Genomic DNA, 15,228 nt, shown 5'->3' with positions numbered 1-15,228 from the left:
TAGGAAGCAGCGCATGGACACCAGCCCCCACACCGTCCCCGCCGTCCCCCCATCGAGCAACGGCCACCGCCCCGAACCCGAACCCCCCTCGGAACTCCACCGGCAGCTCGCCCGCGCCCTGCTGCTGATCGGGCCGAACGACGAAGACCTCAAGCTGCGCTATCTCAAGACGCTGATCGACAACGGCCTGCCACCGGCCACCGCCGCCGAGCGCAAGCGTGTGCTGATCGTCGGCGCGGGCATCGCCGGTCTGGTCGCCGGCCATCTGCTGAAGAACGCCGGCCACGAGGTGACCATCCTGGAAGCCAACGCCAACCGGGTGGGCGGCAGGCTGAAGACCTTCCGTACCGAGGACCCGAAGAAGCCCGCGTTCTGGGACGAGAAGCAGTACGCCGAGGCCGGGGCGATGCGGATTCCGGACTTCCACCCGCTCGCCCTGGCCCTCGTCGACAAACTCGGCCTGACGCGAAGGCTGTTCTACAACGTCGACATCGAACCGGGCACCGGCTGCGAGAACGTGCCTGTCCCCCCGGTCGTCTACCACTCCTTCAAGAACAACGAGAAGTGGCACCACGGGAACGAGAGCCCCGCGTTCAAGGCCCCGGACAAGGCCAACCGCACCTGGATCCGCACCAACCGCGTCCAGGTGCGCAGGAGGGACTACGCTCGCAATCCACGCCCCGTCAACGAGGGTTTCAACCTCTCCGGCAGCGAGGCGTGTACGCAGGTGTCCCAACTGGTCCACCAGGCCCTGGAACCGGTCCGGAACTACTACTCCGTGCTCAAGGCCAACGGCGAGCGCGAGAACAAACCGTTCGAGGAGTGGCTGGACGGCTGGGCCAGGGTCATCCGGGACTTCGACGGCTACTCGATGGGCCGCTTCCTCCGCGAGTACGCGGGCTTCAGCGACGAGGCGATCGAGGCCATCGGCACCATCGAGAACATGACCTCCCGCCTCCATCTGGCCTTCTTCCACACCTTCCTGGGACGCAGCGACATCAACCCCAATGTCACCTACTGGGAGATCGACGGCGGCAGCTGGAAACTCCCCTACCGGCTCGCGGACGGCCTGAAGGACAACATCCAGATGGGCCAGCGGATGACCCGCCTGGAATACCTGGACCCCTGGAGCGACGACGCCACCAGCCGGGTCACCCAGTCGTTGGTGCACCGGGTGGAGATCGACACGGTGAGCGAGCAGGACCCCCAGGCCCCGCCGCGCACCTGGGAAGGCGACCTGGCCATCGTCACCGTCCCCTTCTCCAGCCTCCGGTTCGTCCAGGTGAACCCGCCGTTCTCGTACAAGAAGCGCCGCGCCATCATCGAGACCCACTACGACCAGGCCACCAAGGTGCTGCTCGAATTCTCCCGCCGCTGGTGGGAGTTCACCGAGGAGGACTGGAAGCGGGAGCTCGGCGACGACCTGTACCAGTGGTACCAGCAGCAGGGCGAGGACGAGGCCGAGGCCGCAGGGGCCATGCCGGAACACCTGCGCAACGCCCCGCACGGGCCGCTCGGCCTCCTCAGCGGGGTGGCGGACACCGAGGTCAGCGAGGCACAGCTGAAGCACTACCGCAACTGGTCGCTGCACCAGGCACCGGTCCGGGAAGCCAGCCATGTCTTCGGCGGCGGCTCCACCACCGACAACCCCAACCGCTTCATGTACCACCCCTCCCATCCCGTCCCCGGCAGCGAGGGCGGCGTGGTCCTGGCCAGTTACAGCTGGTCGGACGACGCGGCGCGCTGGGACTCCATGGACGACGACGAGCGGTACATCTACGCGCTGCGCAACCTCCAGACCCTCCATGGCCGCCGTATCGAGGCGTTCTACACCTTCCACGGCCGGACGCAGAGCTGGCTGCGCGATCCGTACGCCTTCGGCGAGGCCGCCGTCTACACCCCGCACCAGATGACCAGCTTCCATCTGGACGCGATGCTGCCGGAGGGACCGGTCCACTTCGCCGGTGAACACATCTCCCTCAAGCACGCCTGGATCGAGGGCGCGGTGGAGACCGCCGTGGCCGCCGCCATCGCGGTCCACGAGACGGCACGGCCGGCCGACCTCGCCGCCATGGAACCCGCAGCAGCCGCCCGTCCGCAGGAGGTTCTGACGTCATGACGCACACCACCCCCGGCGCGTGGAACGTGGGCCGCTACCTCGCCACCCGCCTCCAACAGCTCGGTGTCACCCATCTGTTCGGGGTGCCCGGCGACCACCTCGGACCGTTCCTGTCGATCATGCAGGACACCACCGACGTGCAGTGGGTCGGTACCCCCACCGAGGTGGGCGCCGGCTACGCCGCCGACGCCTACGCGCGCGCCAAAACCGCCGACGCCGAGCCGGACAAAGCCTCCATCGGCGCGGTCGCCGTCACCTACAGCGTGGGCTCCTTCAATCTCCTCAACCCCATCGGCGGCGCCTACGTCGAGCACGTACCGCTGGTCGCCATCAACGCGGCCCCGTCCTACGAGCAGTGGCTCAACTACCAGGCGATCGGCCTGCTCACCTCCCATATGAGCCAGCGCCGCGAGAGCAATCTCGACGTCTACCGCCAGGTCACCGTCGATGCCCAGGTGGTCTCCAACGCCGCGCTGGCCCCCGTCCAGATCGACACCGCGCTCACCGCGTGCGTGTCCGAGCGCCGGCCGGTCTACCTCGAGATCATGGACGATGTCTGGAAGGCGCCCTGCCCCGAACCGAAGGGCACGATCGAACGCCGGGTGCGCCCGTACACCACCCGCAACGAGGAGATGTGCCGGGCGGCGGTCGAGGCCACGGTGGAGCTGATCGACCGCCACGGCACACCCATCCTGTGGGCAGGTGAGGAGATCGAACGCCAGCGGCTGGAAGGAAAGTTCACCGCACTGGTGGAGAACACCGGGATCCCGTTCTGCACCACCATCGGCGCCAAGTCCGTCGTCTCCGAGAACACCCGGGGCTTCTCCGGCGTCTACAACGGAAAGGCCAGCGATCCCAAGGTGCGCGAGACCTTCAAGGCACACGGCTGCCGGATCGGCCTGGGCACCTGGTCGACATCGAAGAACCTCGGCGGCGAGCAGGCACTCGGCGACGACTGGGCGGTCGCCGTACGCGACGGCGTCAGCGTCGGCGCCAGGTACTTCCCCAGCGTCCAGCTCGCGCACTTCATCGAGGAGCTGGAAAGGGCCCTGAGGGAACGCTTCGGCCACCGCGGTCTGGCCGCCGATGCCTTCGCGCTCGCCCACGACCAGGGCCGCGACGTACCGGCGAGCACGGACGCCTACCTGTCCGGCCTCAGCTCCTCGGACCAGCCGGCGGACCTGCCGGTGACCTACGACAGCTTCTTCGAGCACATCAGCGCGTTCCTCCAGGAGCAGACCACGGGCTCGGGCACCGGCGCCACCACCCCCTACACCGTGATCTCGGACGCCGCGTTCGCCCTGATCGGCTCGATGAACCTGCGCATGCCCGAACGCGCCTCGTACATCGCGCAGAACAGCTGGCTGTCCATCGGCTACTCGGTCGGCGCCACCACCGGGATCGCCCTCGCCAGGAAGCAGCGGAACAAGCGCCCGCTGGTGTTCGTCGGCGACGGATCGTTCCAGGAGACCTGCCAGGAACTCGCCACGCACGTCCGCCAGTTGCTCAATCCCGTGATCTTCGTGCTGGACAACGAGGGTTTCTACGGCATCGAGCAGATGCTGGTCAACCCCTGTTATTTCAAGGGCCGGACGTCGGACGGCGCGGACTTCTACAACGTCCTCCACCCCTGGAACTACGACCGCCTGGCCGAGGTGTTCGGATCGGAGAAGACCCCGATGACCGGCGAGCAGATCCACCACCACGGGCAGCTGGCCACCCTGCTGAACCGCATCGCCGACCCGGAGGACACCCTCAACGCCGGACCGACCCTGGCCCAGATCAAGCTCGCCCGCCACGACTACCCCAAGGCCATGACATACAAGATCAAGGAGAAGTGCCCCGACTGAGGCCCGACGGCGGGGACCCTGCCGGTGGGCCGGTTGCGCCGCTCAAGCCGGTTGCGTGGTCCCCGCCCTCCTTGCCACGGGCCCCGGGAAGCCGGACGGCTGTTCCACACAGAGGTCCCGTCAGGCATGCCTGACGGGAGCTCTATGTGGCGTGGCGGGGGGCATCCTCGGCCCTACCGTCCACGGGGGCCTGAGGAACCTGATGTACGGCGGGGGCGTGGCGGGCCGGGGACGGCTCCGGGAGACGGGGCTGCGGGTCCGCCACGCCCACGCCGGGCGTCAGGAGCGGCCCTTGCCCTTCAGGGAGTCCTTCATCCCCTGGAGGTTCTCCCGGGCGTCGCCCATCGCGCCCTTGGCCCTGCCCTTGGCCTCGTCCGCGCGGCCTTCGCCCTTCAGGCGCTCGTCGCCCATGGCCTTGCCGGCCTTCTGCTTGGCCTTGCCCTTCATCTTGTCCATGGCACCTTTGCCACCCATGTCGAACTCCTTCATGTGGGGGAGGGGAAAGCTTCGCCACCACGCTGCCGCAGGTCGTGGCGGCGCGCACCCGGAGGCGGCTACCGGTGGGAACCGCCATCCGGCCGCGGGCCGTGCGCCGTCGCTCATGGGGTCACCCGATCGGTCGTCCCGGTTCGCCGGGCTCCCCGCGGCCCCCTAGCGTCGTACGACGCGGCCTGCCGTCTGCGCACCGCCGCCACAAGGGAGTCCAAGGGAGTCCGACATGCGGAGGCTCATCACCGTGCCGACTGTGCTGCTCGCCCTTGCCGCCGCGGGCTGCGGGGAGGACGCCGGCGAGGCGACGCCCACGGCGCCGTCCGCCACGGGCAGCGGGCCGGGCGGCCGGGGCTCGGCGTCCCCGACCGTCCCCGGACAGCCGGTGGACTGCGGCGAGCTCGCCGACGCGCTGGGCCCGGAAGGCGATGTCACGCTCTTCGCGGATGCCGCGGCCGGTGGCACGGTGGGCTGCGCGGAGGCCCGCAAGGTGATGTCCGAGTTCTTCGTGCGGGCGCCGCGGGAGGCCGAGGACGACCGGGGCACCCTCGCCGTACGGGGCTGGCTCTGTCAGTACGAGAGCGGTCCCACGGGCACCTGGGTCACGACCTGCCGCAAGGACAAGCGGGAGATGCACACGGAGGAGCCGACCGGTCGGCACACGCAGCCCGGCGAGCCGGACGTCCCGGACGGCTCGCAGCTGCCCACCCTTCCCGAGGAGCCCTCCGACCCGATGGACGAGCCGTCGACGGAGGAGCTGTAGGGGCGGTCCGGCCGCGTGCTTGCACGGGGCTTCAGGAGCCGGTCCGGCCCCGGGAGGCCCGCGGCGCTCCCGGCCCGGGAAACCCGCAGCGCCCCGGAGAACACCCTGATCGCCCGCGGCGAGTCCTCAGGGTCAGGGCTGCTCCGCCGGCGGCTCCTCCCCCATCCCCTGGAACCACGTCGGGCCCGCCTCCAGCGCCCGCTTGATGCGGGTCAGCGCGTACTCCTTGAGCTCCGGGAGGGCGTCCACCGCGAACCAGCCCACCTCCAGCGACTCGTCGTCGTTGACCCTCGCCTCACCGCCGATCGCCCGGCAGCGCAGCGTCACGTCCATGAACTGGCAGACGTCCCCGTTGGGGTAGTGGGTGGGCGGCATGGTCTCGATGAGGACCACGCTCTCGGGGACGACCCGCACCGCGGTCTCCTCGTAGACCTCGCGTACCGCGGTCTCGGCCGGCTGCTCGCCGGGCTCGGGGATGCCGCCGATCACCGACCAGCCGCCGGTGTCGACCCGCTTGCCCAGGAGGACGCGGCCCCGGTCGTCGAAGACCACCGCGCTGACCCCGGGCAGCCACAGCAGCTGCCGGCCGATGGAGGTCCGCAGGTCACGGATGAATTCGGGAGTTGCCATCCTCCGACCCTACGGGAGATCCCCCAAGGGCTCCTGACGTGATGTGCACCTGCCGCATCCGCCCGCCCGTGCCCCGCTCAGGCACCCGCCGGAGACCCCTTGCGCGGACGGAGCCGGCCGCGGATCACCCGCACCGCGACCTCCGCGTCATCGACGGTGATGGTGAAGGTGCGCCCGTCGCCGAGCCGGAGCACCACGCCCTCGCCGCGGCGGACGACCACGGCCGTGCCCTGTTCGGGGCGCCAGCGGTAGCCCCAGCCGCCCCAGTGGCGGGGCGTGACCTGCGGGGTGAAGTCGGCGCCGACGACGGTGTCGAGGGGGATCCGGCGGCGCGGCACCCCTATATGGCCGCACCGTACTTCCAGGCACTCCTTGTCGACGCGCACCGCGACATGGACGAAGGCGAGCGTGCCGAAGAGCACCAGCAGGCCGGCCGCGACACAGCCGACCACCGACATCACCAGGGGCGCCAGGCCGGAGGTCCAGTTGCTGTCGACGGCGAGTTCGATGCCCAGGGCCAGACAGGCCGCGCCGATCGCGGCCAGCAGCCACTGGATGCGGTTGGTGGCGCTGCCGTGCCAGACCTCGGGGAGCTCCGCGTGGGATCCGCCGACGGGGCGCGCCGGGCCGTCGGCGCCGTCGGTCGGGTCATGGCTCTCGGGGGCGGCTGCCCCCTCGTGGGGGTGGTCCCTCATGAGACGCAGCGTACGCGTCTTTGCACCCAGGGGCAGCGCATCGGACGCGTCGTTCACGGCCCGGTTTGCGGGGCGCGCGACGTCGCGTCCGGCGTCAGCGGCGGGCGGTGGTGGCGGCCCCGTCGGCCTGCGTCGCAGCGTCCGGCGGCGACCCCGCGGCGTCGTCCGTACGGCTTCGGGCGAGCAGCCGGCCCTCGGCGTAGACGAGCGCCGCGGCCGGGAGAGCCGAGGGGCGGCCGCTGAGGATCACGCCGAGGGTGCCGGTCGGGGCGGCGGCCGGCGCCGGCTCGGCTCCTATACGGCGCAGCGCCTGGGCGGCGACCGCCTCGGCGGAGCCGTGCAGCACGAGTGCGGGGGCGCCGGGCTGCTGGACGGCGGCACGGATGCGCTCGGCGACCAGCTCGTAGTGGGTGCAGCCCAGGACCACGGCGCGTACGTCCCGGGGGGTGCGCTGCGCGGCCACCGCGATGGCGGCGTCGATGGCGGCCTCGTCGGCCTCCTGGACCGCGTCGGCGAGCCCCGGGCAGGGCACGCCGGTGACGTCCACGCCCTGCCCGAACCGGTCGATCAGATCCCGCTGGTAGGGGCTGCCGGTGGTGGCGGGGGTGGCCCAGATGGCGACCGGGCCGCCGCCGGCCGCGGCGGGCTTGATGGCCGGGACGGTGCCGATGACCGGGATGCCGGGTTCGAGCGCGGCGCGGAGGGCCGGCAGGGCGTGCACCGAGGCGGTGTTGCAGGCGACGATCAGGGCGTCGGGCCGGTGCGCGGCCGCGGCGCGGGCCACCGCCAGCGCATGGGCGGTGACGTCATCGGGGGTACGGGGCCCCCACGGCATGCCGTCGGGGTCGCTGGAGAGCACCAGATCCGCGTCCGGCCGCAGTCGCCGCATGGCGGCGGCCGCCGCGAGCAGCCCATTCCCGGAGTCCATCAGCGCGATCTTCACCCGGACACTTTACTCAGCCGGGCGTCCGTCTTGTCATACCGGGCGGGGACCCGCGGCTGCCCGCCGCGGGCGGACCATGGCGTTCCGGCCGCTCCTGCCGTGGCGCCACGCCGGGGGCTCCGTGCCGATCGCCGCTGTGCGCGGGGTGCGGTGCGGCAGACTGCGGTGCCGTGGGAGCGATGGAGTGGATCGGTGCCGGGTCGCTGCTGGCCTGGGTGTGGCTGCTGCTGGGGCAGGGCTTCTTCTGGCGGACGGACGTCCGGCTGCCGGCCCGCCGGGATCCGGAGCGCTGGCCGTCGGTCGCGGTCGTGGTCCCGGCGCGGGACGAGGCCGCGGTGCTGCCGGACAGCCTGCCGTCGCTGCTCGGGCAGAAGTACCCGGGCCGGGCGGAGGTGTTCCTGGTCGACGACGGCAGTACGGACGGGACCGGCGCGCTCGCCCGGGAGCTGGCGGCCGCGCGGGGCGGACTGCCGCTGACGGTGTCCGCGCCCGGCGAGCCCGGGCCGGGGTGGACGGGGAAGCTGTGGGCACTGCGGCACGGCATGGCGCTGGCGCACGAGCGCGTGGACCCGGAGTATCTGCTGCTGACCGACGCGGACATCGCACACGAACCGGACAGTCTGCGGGAGTTGGTGGCGGCGGCCCGGTCGGCGGAGCTGGATCTGGTGTCGCAGATGGCGCGGCTGCGGGTGGTGACGCGCTGGGAGCGGCTGATCGTCCCGGCGTTCGTGTACTTCTTCGGGCAGCTGTATCCCTTCCGGTGGGTCAACCGTCCCGGGGCGCGGACCGCGGCGGCGGCCGGCGGCTGTGTACTGCTGCGACGGGAGGCCGCGGAGCGGGCGGGCATCCCGGAGACGATCCGGCATGCGGTGATCGACGATGTGACGCTGGCCCGTGCGGTCAAGCGCTCCGGCGGGAGGATCTGGCTGGGGCTGGCGGACCGGGTGGCCAGCGTGCGGCCGTATCCGCGGCGGGCCGATCTGTGGCGGATGGTCTCGCGCAGCGCGTACGCCCAACTGCGGCACCAACCGCTGCTTTTGCTCGGCACGGTGCTCGGCCTGACGCTGGTGTACCTCGTGCCGCCCGGCGCGCTGGTGGCCGGGGCGGCCGGTGGCGATCCGGCGACGGCCGCGCTGGGCGGGGCGGCCTGGGCGGTGATGTGCGGGACGTATCTGCCGATGCTGCGCCATTACGGGCAGCCGTGGTGGACGGCTCCGCTGCTGCCGTTCACCGCGCTGCTGTATTTGCTGATGACGGTGGACTCGGCGGTGCAGCACCACCGGGGGCGCGGCGCGGCATGGAAGGGCCGGACGTACCCGAAGCCCTGAGCGGCGCCCCCGGTGCCCCGGTCACTTCCTGGCCGGTGACCAGTCCAGGCCCCAGCCGTAGGCCTGGTCGACGGTCCGCTGCGGGCTGACGCCGGGCGCGGGCACGAGGTAGCGGGCCTCGCGCTGGACGACGAGTTCGCTGCCGGTGTTCGTGATCAGGGCCAGCGCGCAGACGTTGGAGGGCACCGTGCAGGCGTCGAGCGAGAAGTCGACCGGGGCGCCGTACTGGGGCTGGAGGGTGACCGTCGCGTTCAGGCCCTCGAAGCTGCGGGCGCCCGCGTAGACGGTGACGAAGATCAGGATGCGCTTGATCCGGGCCTGATGGTCGAGGTTGATGATTAGGTTCTCGCCGGCCGTGACGGCGCCGGTGCGGTCGTCGCCGTCGAGCTGGATGTACGGCGGGGCGTGCAGGGCGCCGAAGTTGTTGCCGAGCGGATGGATCACACCGGCGGCGCCGTCGGTGAGTTCGTACAGCGCGCACAGGTCGAGGTCGAGCTCACCGGACGGGGGCAGCAGCGCACCGCGGGCGCCCATGGCCTGCATGGCCTTGCGGCCGAGGGTCTTGCCCAGCCGCTTGCCGACCGTGCCGCTGCTCCAGTTGAGGTTCACCCGCATCGCCCCGGAGGTGCCGCCCTGCTTCGTCAGCGAGACGGCGGGCGCCGCCTTCGTGAGCGTCACCTTGGTCAGCCGGACGGCCGGGGGCACCGGGGCGGGGGCGGGCTGCCCCGTCGGGGGCGGGACGGACGTCACCGGCTGTCCCGTCGGCACGGGGGGCGCGGGCGGCACGGGAGGCGGCGCCATGGGAGGCGCGGGCGCCATGGCCGGGGGCGCGGCGGGCGGCGGCGTCGGCACGGCCGGGGCGGGCGGCGGAACGGCGGGAGCCGGGGCGGGCGGCGGCTGCGGCGCCGCGGGCTCCTCGACGCTGATGCCGAAGTCGGTGGCCAGACCGGCGAGACCGGTGTCGTAGCCCTGCCCCACCGCGCGGAACTTCCAGGCGCCCTGGCGGCGGTAGAGCTCGCCGAGCACGAAGGCGGTCTCGGGGCCGGCGTCCTGGCTGTCGAAGCGGGCGAGCTCGGCACCGCCCGCGGCGTCCAGCACCCGGATGTGCAGCCCGGGGACGCTCCCGAAGGTGCCGTCGTGGGCGGAGGCGGCGAGCACCACCGTGTCCACGGCGGGTTCGACGGCGGCCAGCTCGACGGTGAGGCTGTCGGTCAGCGCGCCGCCGGCCGGGCGCTTGCCCTCGTGGCGTACGGCGCCGGAGCGGTGTGCGGCCTGGTTGTAGAAGACGAAGTCGCCGTCGTCGCGGACCTTTCCGGACACCAGCAGCAGCGCGGAGGCGTCCACGTCCGGCGTCCCCGGGGCGGCCTGCCACCCCAGCTCCACCCGGACTGCCGCGGCCGGGACCGGAACATTGCTGCCCTTGAGCATCGACATCGCCGCGCCTTCCTCTCGTCCGCCGGTGGTGGCGCCACCCAACCTACTTGGCCCGAACCGTTCCGAACGCCCCTTGTTCACCTGCGAGGAGCGGGGTCTTTACACGATCCCTACGGGCGATCGCGACCGATTTCCACAAGTTCGCTCGCATTGGCGCTCCGCAGCCACTCCGAACACGTAAAACAACCCTCTTTCCAGACTCCCCAATCGGCACATCGTGGGCTTAACTTATGAAGCATGACCTCCCCCCGCTCTACCTATGGCGGCGGCTACTACGCTTCGCCTTCCTTCCCGGACACCCCGATCTACGACAGCCTCGTCGCAGAACGCGGCACGCCGCAGATCGCCCCGATCCGGGTGAACCCGTCCCCTTACGACACGGGCGCGTCCTATGCGCCCGCGTTGCCGGCACTTCCGGCGCTGCCGGCGGCGCCCTCCCAGCCGTCGCCCCTGCAGGGCTACCCGGGCGCGGCCGCACAGCCGGTCGCCCCGCTGCAGCAGGCGCCGGCGCCGTACATCCCGCAGCAGGCGGGCGTCCGCGGCTATCCGTCCCCGCAACAGCAGCAGCCCCCGCGCCCGCCCATGGGCACGGGGTACGAGGCGATGCGGCCGGCCGCTCCGGTGGCGCCGCGGCCTGCCTCGCCCTACGACGACCCCTACGGCCGCCAGTATCCGCGGGGGTACTGACCTGGCCGATCGGTCAACTGTCCGAGGCGGCTGGCAGGATGGATCGTATGCCGAAGCCTGCGCTGCGTTCGATCCATCTCTACCCGGTCAAGTCCATTGCGGGGTCCGGTCCCGGTGAGGCGGTCGTGGAGCCCTGGGGGCTCGCCGGGGACCGACGCTGGCTGCTGGTCGATGCCGAGCGCAGGCAGCTCACCCAACGGCAGCAGCCGGCCCTGGCATTGGCGCATGCCCAGGAGCTGCCGGGTGGCGCGCTGCGCCTCACCGCGCCCGGACGGCAGCCGTTGACGGTCGAGGTGCCCGCGTCCGGGGAGACGCTCCCGGTGGAGGTCTGGAAGGACGAGGTCGAGGCGGTGCCCGCGGATCCGGCGGCGGCCGAGTGGTTTCGCGGGTATCTGGGCGTCGAGTGCCGGCTGATGTATCTCGACGCCCCGGAGAAGCGCCGCCCGATCGCGCCGGATTTCTGCACGCCCGGTGACACGGTCAGCTTCGCCGACGGCTTCCCGCTGCTGCTGACCACCAGCTCTTCGCTGGACGCCCTCAACTCCCTCATCGCGCAGGGCGACCATGCCGACGAGGGGCCGCTGCCCATGGACCGCTTCCGGCCCAATGTGGTGGTGGACGGCACCGCTCCCTGGGCGGAGGACGACTGGCGGCGGGTCCGCATCGGCGAGGTGGACTTCCAGGTCGCCAAGCCCTGCGCCCGCTGCGTGGTCACCACCACCGACCAGCGCACCGCCGAGCGCGGCAAGGAGCCGCTGCGCACCCTCGCGCGCCACCGCCGCTTCGGTGACCGGCTGGTCTTCGGCCAGAATCTGATACCGCGCGGGGTCGGCACGATCCGTATCGGCGACCCGTTCGAGATACTCGGCTGACCGATCGGTGCGGGCCTTCGCCCTGACAGCCCGCCGGCCGTACCCCGGCCGTCAGACGGCCGCCATCAGACGCTGCCGTCAGCCCGCTGCCGTCAGCCCGTCGATCATGCGGTCCAGCAGGCGGTCGAAGGCCTCCTGGTCGCCTGAGTCCTGGCTCGCCGCCGTCAGGGCTTCGGCGAGGTGGGGGTAGGAATCTCCGGTGGCGACGGACCGGAGGTGGCGCGCCTGGGCCTCCAGGAGGTCGCGTGAGGTACGGCCGGCGGCCACGGTCGCCTGCTCCTGGGCGAGTTCGTATGACACGTGACTGGCCACGAACCCGGTGAGCAGGGTGAAGGTCTCCAGCCGGGCCCGGGCGTCCAGGCCGGCGGGGGCGAGGGCGGCCAGCGCGTACTCCAGGACGGTGAGGGCGTTGGGGCCGAGCGTCTGCCGGGCGGGCAGCGCGGTCGGCAGCCACGGGTGACGCCGCATGAGCGCACGCTGTTCACGGGCGAGTTGCCGCAGGTCCGCGCGCCAGTCGCCGGAGGGTTCGCGGGGCATCCGGTGGTCGCCGCTGACCTGGTCGATCATGAGCTCCAGCAGCGTCTCCTTGTTGGGGACGTAGCTGTAGAGGGACATCGTGCCGGCCCCGATCCGGGCCGCGACCGCGCGCATCGTGACGGCGGTGAGCCCTTCGGCGTCGGCGAGGGCGACGGCCTCGGCGGTGATCTCGGCGCGGCTGTGCGCCGGCGGCCGCCCCCGCCGCGGGCGTTCGGCCGTCGGCCAGAGCGCCTCGGGATCCACTCCGGCACTGCGGCCGGCTGTGCTTGTTCGGGCCACGGCAGCCTCTCCTCGTTCCTGCGCGCCATCCTCTCATCGTCTATTCTAGTACGACGTACGGGAATACCCGGCGCTCCTGCTCAGGAATCGAGGCACCGTGACGACGGCGACCGCCCACCCCTCCGCGAAGAAGCTGCCCCTGCGCACCCGGGCCATGAGGCGCACCATGGGGAACCTCCCGCCCAAGCTCCATGACGTCGCCCACGAGCCCGGCCTCGTGGTGCCCGCCGCCGACGGCAGCCCCCTGCTGACCGACCACTACTTCCCCCTGGCCGCTGGCGACTTCCCCACGGTCCTGGTCCGCTCCCCGTACGGCCGGGGCTTCCCCTGGGCGCCCATGTACGGCGTGCACCTGGCCGAACAGGGCTTCCATGTCGTCCTGCAGAGCTGCCGCGGCTCGGGCGGGTCCGGCGGCGAAACCGACCTGTGGCGCAACGAAGCCGCCGACGGCCGGGCCACCGTCGCCTGGCTGCGCCAACAGCCGTGGTTCACCGGCGTGTTGGGGACGATCGGCGCCAGCTACCTCGGCTACGTCCAGTGGGCGCTCGCGCTGGATCCGCCGCCGGAGCTGCGGGCGATGGTGGTCCAGGTCGGCCTGCACGACCTGCACGCCTTCTTCCACCCCGGGGGCGCGTTCTCCCTGGAGACCGGGCTGACCTCCACGATGGGCCGGCTCTCCCAGCACCGGGGCATGAAGGAGTCCGTGCGGGCCGCGCTGCGGTTGCAGCGCCACATGGGAAAGATCTCCCGGACCCTCCCCCTCGGCGAGGTGTACGCGGCCGGTCTCGGCGGCCGGGTGCCGTATCTGGAGGAGGCGATGGCCCACCCCGACCCCGCGGACCCGCACTGGCACGGGGCGGACGCAGGGATCGCGGCCGAGCGGCTGACCGTACCGACCGCCCTGATCACCGGCTGGCACGATGCGCTGCTCGACCAGACCTTGCAGCAGTACGCCCGGCTCGGGCGGGCCGGCTGCGACGCCTCCCTGCTCATCGGCCCCTGGACGCACAACTCCGCACCGGGCGGGCCCGAGGCGCTCACCGCAAGCCTGGCCTGGCTGCGGGCCCATCTGTGTGACGACCCCTCCGGCCTGCGGGAGTCGAGAGTGCGGGTCCACGTGGGCGGCCGGCGGACCTGGCACGACCTCCCCCACTGGCCCCCGCCCGCCACGGACCGGCACTGGTACCTGGGCAGCGGTGGCACGCTACGCGACCGGGCCCCCGAAGACACCGCCGCGCCGCTGTCGTTCCGCTACGACCCGGCCGACCCGACCCCCTCGGTCGGCGGTCCGCTGCTGTCCCCCAAGGCCGGGAGCCGGGACAACACCGCTTTGGAGGCCCGGGACGACGTACTGACCTTCACCACCGCGCCGCTCACCGAGCCGCTGGACGTCGTCGGGCCGGTCCGCGCGGAACTGCGGGTCACGACCGACACCGGCCACGCCGATGTCTTCGCGCGGCTCTGTGACGTCGACGACCGGGGCCGCTCGGTCAACGTCTGCGACGGGCTGCGGCGGCTCCACCTCACCGAAGACGGCCCGGCCGAGGTCACGGTGGACATGAGTGCCACCGCCCACCGCTTCGCCGCGGGACACATGATCCGCCTGCAGATCAGCGGCGGCGCCCACCCGCGCTTCGCCCGCAACACCGGCACCGGTGAACCGCTGACGACGGCCACCCGTCTCCAGCCGTCCGAGATCTCGCTCCACCACCCGTCCGCGCTCGCCCTGCCCCTCGTCGACACGGACTTCGACAGCGGCGGGCCCGCGCACTGACGGGCCCGGCCGCCTTCGCCGTTGCCGGCGGCGAAGGCATCTCGCCACCGCGGCGACGGCCGGCCCGCACCGCTCCCGCCGGAAGGAGACAGACGTACGAGCGGCGGACCTATCCCTCCTGATGTCACGTTTTGTACGGCCTGAAGTTGCTCCCTCTTCGCAGAACTCTCGCGGGGACCACCCGCGATGGGGTATTCACGGACACACCGAGAGGGGGCAACCATGCGAGCGATGCGCGGGGTTTGGCGCTGGCGGCACAGTCCGCTGTGGCGCCGCACCGACCGGATCGAGGCCTGGGTGGCGCTCGTCGCCGCCCTGCTGATCGCCCTCGGCGCGACCTCCGCGGGCTGGCTCGCCGGCCGGTCCGCGCACGGCGCGCTGCTGGAGACCGTACGGATACAGCATCAGCAGCGGCACCTGGTGTGGGTCACGGTCGACCGGCTGGTGTCGCGGGCCCCGCTCGACCCCGATCCGGAAACCGCTTCGCAGCGCGATGCGCACCGCCGGGTCATCGCGAGCTGGACGGCGTCGGACGGCAGCGCCCGGATCGGGGAGCTCGCCGCGCCACGGCCCGTCGAGCCCGGCGAGCGGTTCCGGATCTGGACGGACGACCGGGGCCGGGTGATGCCGCGGCCGATGGACGTCAGCACGGCCGGTACGCATGCGGTGCTGGCCGGCCTGGGCACCGCGGCCGGGGTCGGCATGATGATCGAGGGTGCCCGGCGGCTGGTCGGCTGGCAGCTGATGGTGCGTCGCTTCCGCCGCTGGGACCAGGAGTGGGAGCGGGCGGGCCAGGACTGGGGCCGGGCCGACCACGGTAGTTGAGGG

General features: G+C 72.3%; 14 protein-coding genes. 8 read left to right on the top strand and 6 right to left on the bottom strand.

All coding sequences use genetic code 11. The annotated features are described in order from the left end of the window. Window positions 1-13 precede the first annotated feature (13 nt). Both CPH93_RS30275 and CPH93_RS30270 read left to right on the top strand, forming a co-directional pair. The gene (locus CPH93_RS30275) at window positions 14-2,119 is read left to right on the top strand and encodes a flavin monoamine oxidase family protein (RefSeq protein WP_096214654.1); all 2,106 of its coding nucleotides are present in this window, start codon (window positions 14-16) and stop codon (window positions 2,117-2,119) included. Further along, the gene (locus CPH93_RS30270; protein ID WP_096214653.1) at window positions 2,116-3,969 is read left to right on the top strand and encodes a thiamine pyrophosphate-binding protein; all 1,854 of its coding nucleotides are present in this window, start codon (window positions 2,116-2,118) and stop codon (window positions 3,967-3,969) included. The genes CPH93_RS30275 and CPH93_RS30270 overlap by 4 nt, the downstream gene beginning before the upstream one ends. A 279-nt stretch (window positions 3,970-4,248) precedes the next feature. On the opposite strand, the gene CPH93_RS30265 is transcribed toward CPH93_RS30270, so the two are convergent. Continuing rightward, the gene (locus CPH93_RS30265) at window positions 4,249-4,443 is read right to left on the bottom strand and encodes a CsbD family protein (RefSeq protein WP_040901637.1); all 195 of its coding nucleotides are present in this window, start codon (window positions 4,441-4,443) and stop codon (window positions 4,249-4,251) included. 244 nt (window positions 4,444-4,687) lie between these two features. On the opposite strand from CPH93_RS30265, the gene CPH93_RS30260 reads away from it, so the two are divergent. Further along, a complete protein-coding gene (locus tag CPH93_RS30260) occupies window positions 4,688-5,221 on the top strand; it encodes a hypothetical protein (RefSeq protein WP_093482088.1) in 534 nt (177 codons plus the stop codon). Between the two features lie 132 nt (window positions 5,222-5,353). Here CPH93_RS30260 and CPH93_RS30255 read toward each other — a convergent pair whose 3' ends face one another. The 3 genes from CPH93_RS30255 to CPH93_RS30245 all read right to left on the bottom strand — a co-directional run bounded on the left by CPH93_RS30255 (window position 5,354) and on the right by CPH93_RS30245 (window position 7,489). Further along, the gene (locus tag CPH93_RS30255) at window positions 5,354-5,851 is read right to left on the bottom strand and encodes an NUDIX hydrolase (protein ID WP_096214652.1); all 498 of its coding nucleotides are present in this window, start codon (window positions 5,849-5,851) and stop codon (window positions 5,354-5,356) included. Window positions 5,852-5,928: 77 nt separating this feature from the next. Beyond that, a complete protein-coding gene (locus CPH93_RS30250) occupies window positions 5,929-6,546 on the bottom strand; it encodes a hypothetical protein (RefSeq protein WP_096215652.1) in 618 nt (205 codons plus the stop codon). Between the two features lie 94 nt (window positions 6,547-6,640). After that, the gene (locus CPH93_RS30245) at window positions 6,641-7,489 is read right to left on the bottom strand and encodes a glutamate racemase (RefSeq protein WP_096214651.1); all 849 of its coding nucleotides are present in this window, start codon (window positions 7,487-7,489) and stop codon (window positions 6,641-6,643) included. A gap of 179 nt (window positions 7,490-7,668) precedes the next feature. Between CPH93_RS30245 and CPH93_RS30240 the strand changes: the two genes are divergently transcribed. Next, a complete protein-coding gene (locus CPH93_RS30240; RefSeq protein ID WP_173910024.1) occupies window positions 7,669-8,817 on the top strand; it encodes a glycosyltransferase in 1,149 nt (382 codons plus the stop codon). A gap of 21 nt (window positions 8,818-8,838) precedes the next feature. Here CPH93_RS30240 and CPH93_RS30235 read toward each other — a convergent pair whose 3' ends face one another. Further along, window positions 8,839-10,251 (bottom strand): TerD family protein, encoded by a 1,413-nt coding sequence (locus CPH93_RS30235; RefSeq protein WP_096214649.1) that lies wholly within the window; start codon window positions 10,249-10,251, stop codon window positions 8,839-8,841. Between the two features lie 237 nt (window positions 10,252-10,488). On the opposite strand from CPH93_RS30235, the gene CPH93_RS30230 reads away from it, so the two are divergent. Together CPH93_RS30230 and CPH93_RS30225 are read left to right on the top strand one after the other, a co-directional pair. After that, window positions 10,489-10,938: a DUF6643 family protein gene (locus tag CPH93_RS30230; protein WP_093482093.1), complete on the top strand. Its 450-nt coding sequence runs from the start codon at window positions 10,489-10,491 to the stop codon at window positions 10,936-10,938. 47 nt (window positions 10,939-10,985) lie between these two features. Further along, window positions 10,986-11,810 carry an MOSC domain-containing protein gene (locus CPH93_RS30225; protein WP_093482094.1) on the top strand — a complete coding sequence of 275 codons (825 nt, stop codon included), beginning with the start codon at window positions 10,986-10,988 and terminating at the stop codon, window positions 11,808-11,810. 78 nt (window positions 11,811-11,888) lie between these two features. On the opposite strand, the gene CPH93_RS30220 is transcribed toward CPH93_RS30225, so the two are convergent. After that, complete coding sequence (locus CPH93_RS30220; protein WP_096214648.1) at window positions 11,889-12,590, bottom strand: TetR/AcrR family transcriptional regulator; 702 nt, start codon at window positions 12,588-12,590, stop codon at window positions 11,889-11,891. A gap of 190 nt (window positions 12,591-12,780) precedes the next feature. Here CPH93_RS30220 and CPH93_RS30215 point away from each other — a divergent pair, with 190 nt between their 5' ends. Both CPH93_RS30215 and CPH93_RS30210 read left to right on the top strand, forming a co-directional pair. Beyond that, a complete protein-coding gene (locus CPH93_RS30215; protein WP_231977496.1) occupies window positions 12,781-14,400 on the top strand; it encodes a CocE/NonD family hydrolase in 1,620 nt (539 codons plus the stop codon). 231 nt (window positions 14,401-14,631) lie between these two features. Beyond that, window positions 14,632-15,225 carry an Rv1733c family protein gene (locus CPH93_RS30210; RefSeq protein ID WP_093482097.1) on the top strand — a complete coding sequence of 198 codons (594 nt, stop codon included), beginning with the start codon at window positions 14,632-14,634 and terminating at the stop codon, window positions 15,223-15,225. The last annotated feature ends 3 nt before the right edge of the window (window positions 15,226-15,228 follow it).

The sequence above is a fragment of the Streptomyces sp. 2323.1 genome (genome assembly GCF_900221035.1).
Taxonomy (GTDB): Bacteria; Actinomycetota; Actinomycetes; order Streptomycetales; family Streptomycetaceae; genus Streptomyces; species Streptomyces sioyaensis.
Note: the sequence above shows the minus strand (reverse complement) of the source record. Positions and strands in the feature narration are given on the sequence as shown.

Bases quoted from the DNA above. Each gene is read 5' to 3' on its own strand.
- CPH93_RS30275 (WP_096214654.1), top strand. From the start codon at position 14: ATGGACACCAGCCCCCACACCGTCCCCGCCGTCCCCCCATCGAGCAAC.
- CPH93_RS30270 (WP_096214653.1), top strand. From the start codon at position 2,116: ATGACGCACACCACCCCCGGCGCGTGGAACGTGGGCCGCTACCTCGCC.
- CPH93_RS30265 (WP_040901637.1), bottom strand. From the start codon at position 4,443: ATGGGTGGCAAAGGTGCCATGGACAAGATGAAGGGCAAGGCCAAGCAG.
- CPH93_RS30260 (WP_093482088.1), top strand. From the start codon at position 4,688: ATGCGGAGGCTCATCACCGTGCCGACTGTGCTGCTCGCCCTTGCCGCC.
- CPH93_RS30255 (WP_096214652.1), bottom strand. From the start codon at position 5,851: ATGGCAACTCCCGAATTCATCCGTGACCTGCGGACCTCCATCGGCCGG.
- CPH93_RS30250 (WP_096215652.1), bottom strand. From the start codon at position 6,546: ATGAGGGACCACCCCCACGAGGGGGCAGCCGCCCCCGAGAGCCATGAC.
- CPH93_RS30240 (WP_173910024.1), top strand. From the start codon at position 7,669: ATGGAGTGGATCGGTGCCGGGTCGCTGCTGGCCTGGGTGTGGCTGCTG.
- CPH93_RS30235 (WP_096214649.1), bottom strand. From the start codon at position 10,251: ATGTCGATGCTCAAGGGCAGCAATGTTCCGGTCCCGGCCGCGGCAGTC.
- CPH93_RS30230 (WP_093482093.1), top strand. From the start codon at position 10,489: ATGACCTCCCCCCGCTCTACCTATGGCGGCGGCTACTACGCTTCGCCT.
- CPH93_RS30225 (WP_093482094.1), top strand. From the start codon at position 10,986: ATGCCGAAGCCTGCGCTGCGTTCGATCCATCTCTACCCGGTCAAGTCC.
- CPH93_RS30215 (WP_231977496.1), top strand. From the start codon at position 12,781: ATGAGGCGCACCATGGGGAACCTCCCGCCCAAGCTCCATGACGTCGCC.
- CPH93_RS30210 (WP_093482097.1), top strand. From the start codon at position 14,632: ATGCGCGGGGTTTGGCGCTGGCGGCACAGTCCGCTGTGGCGCCGCACC.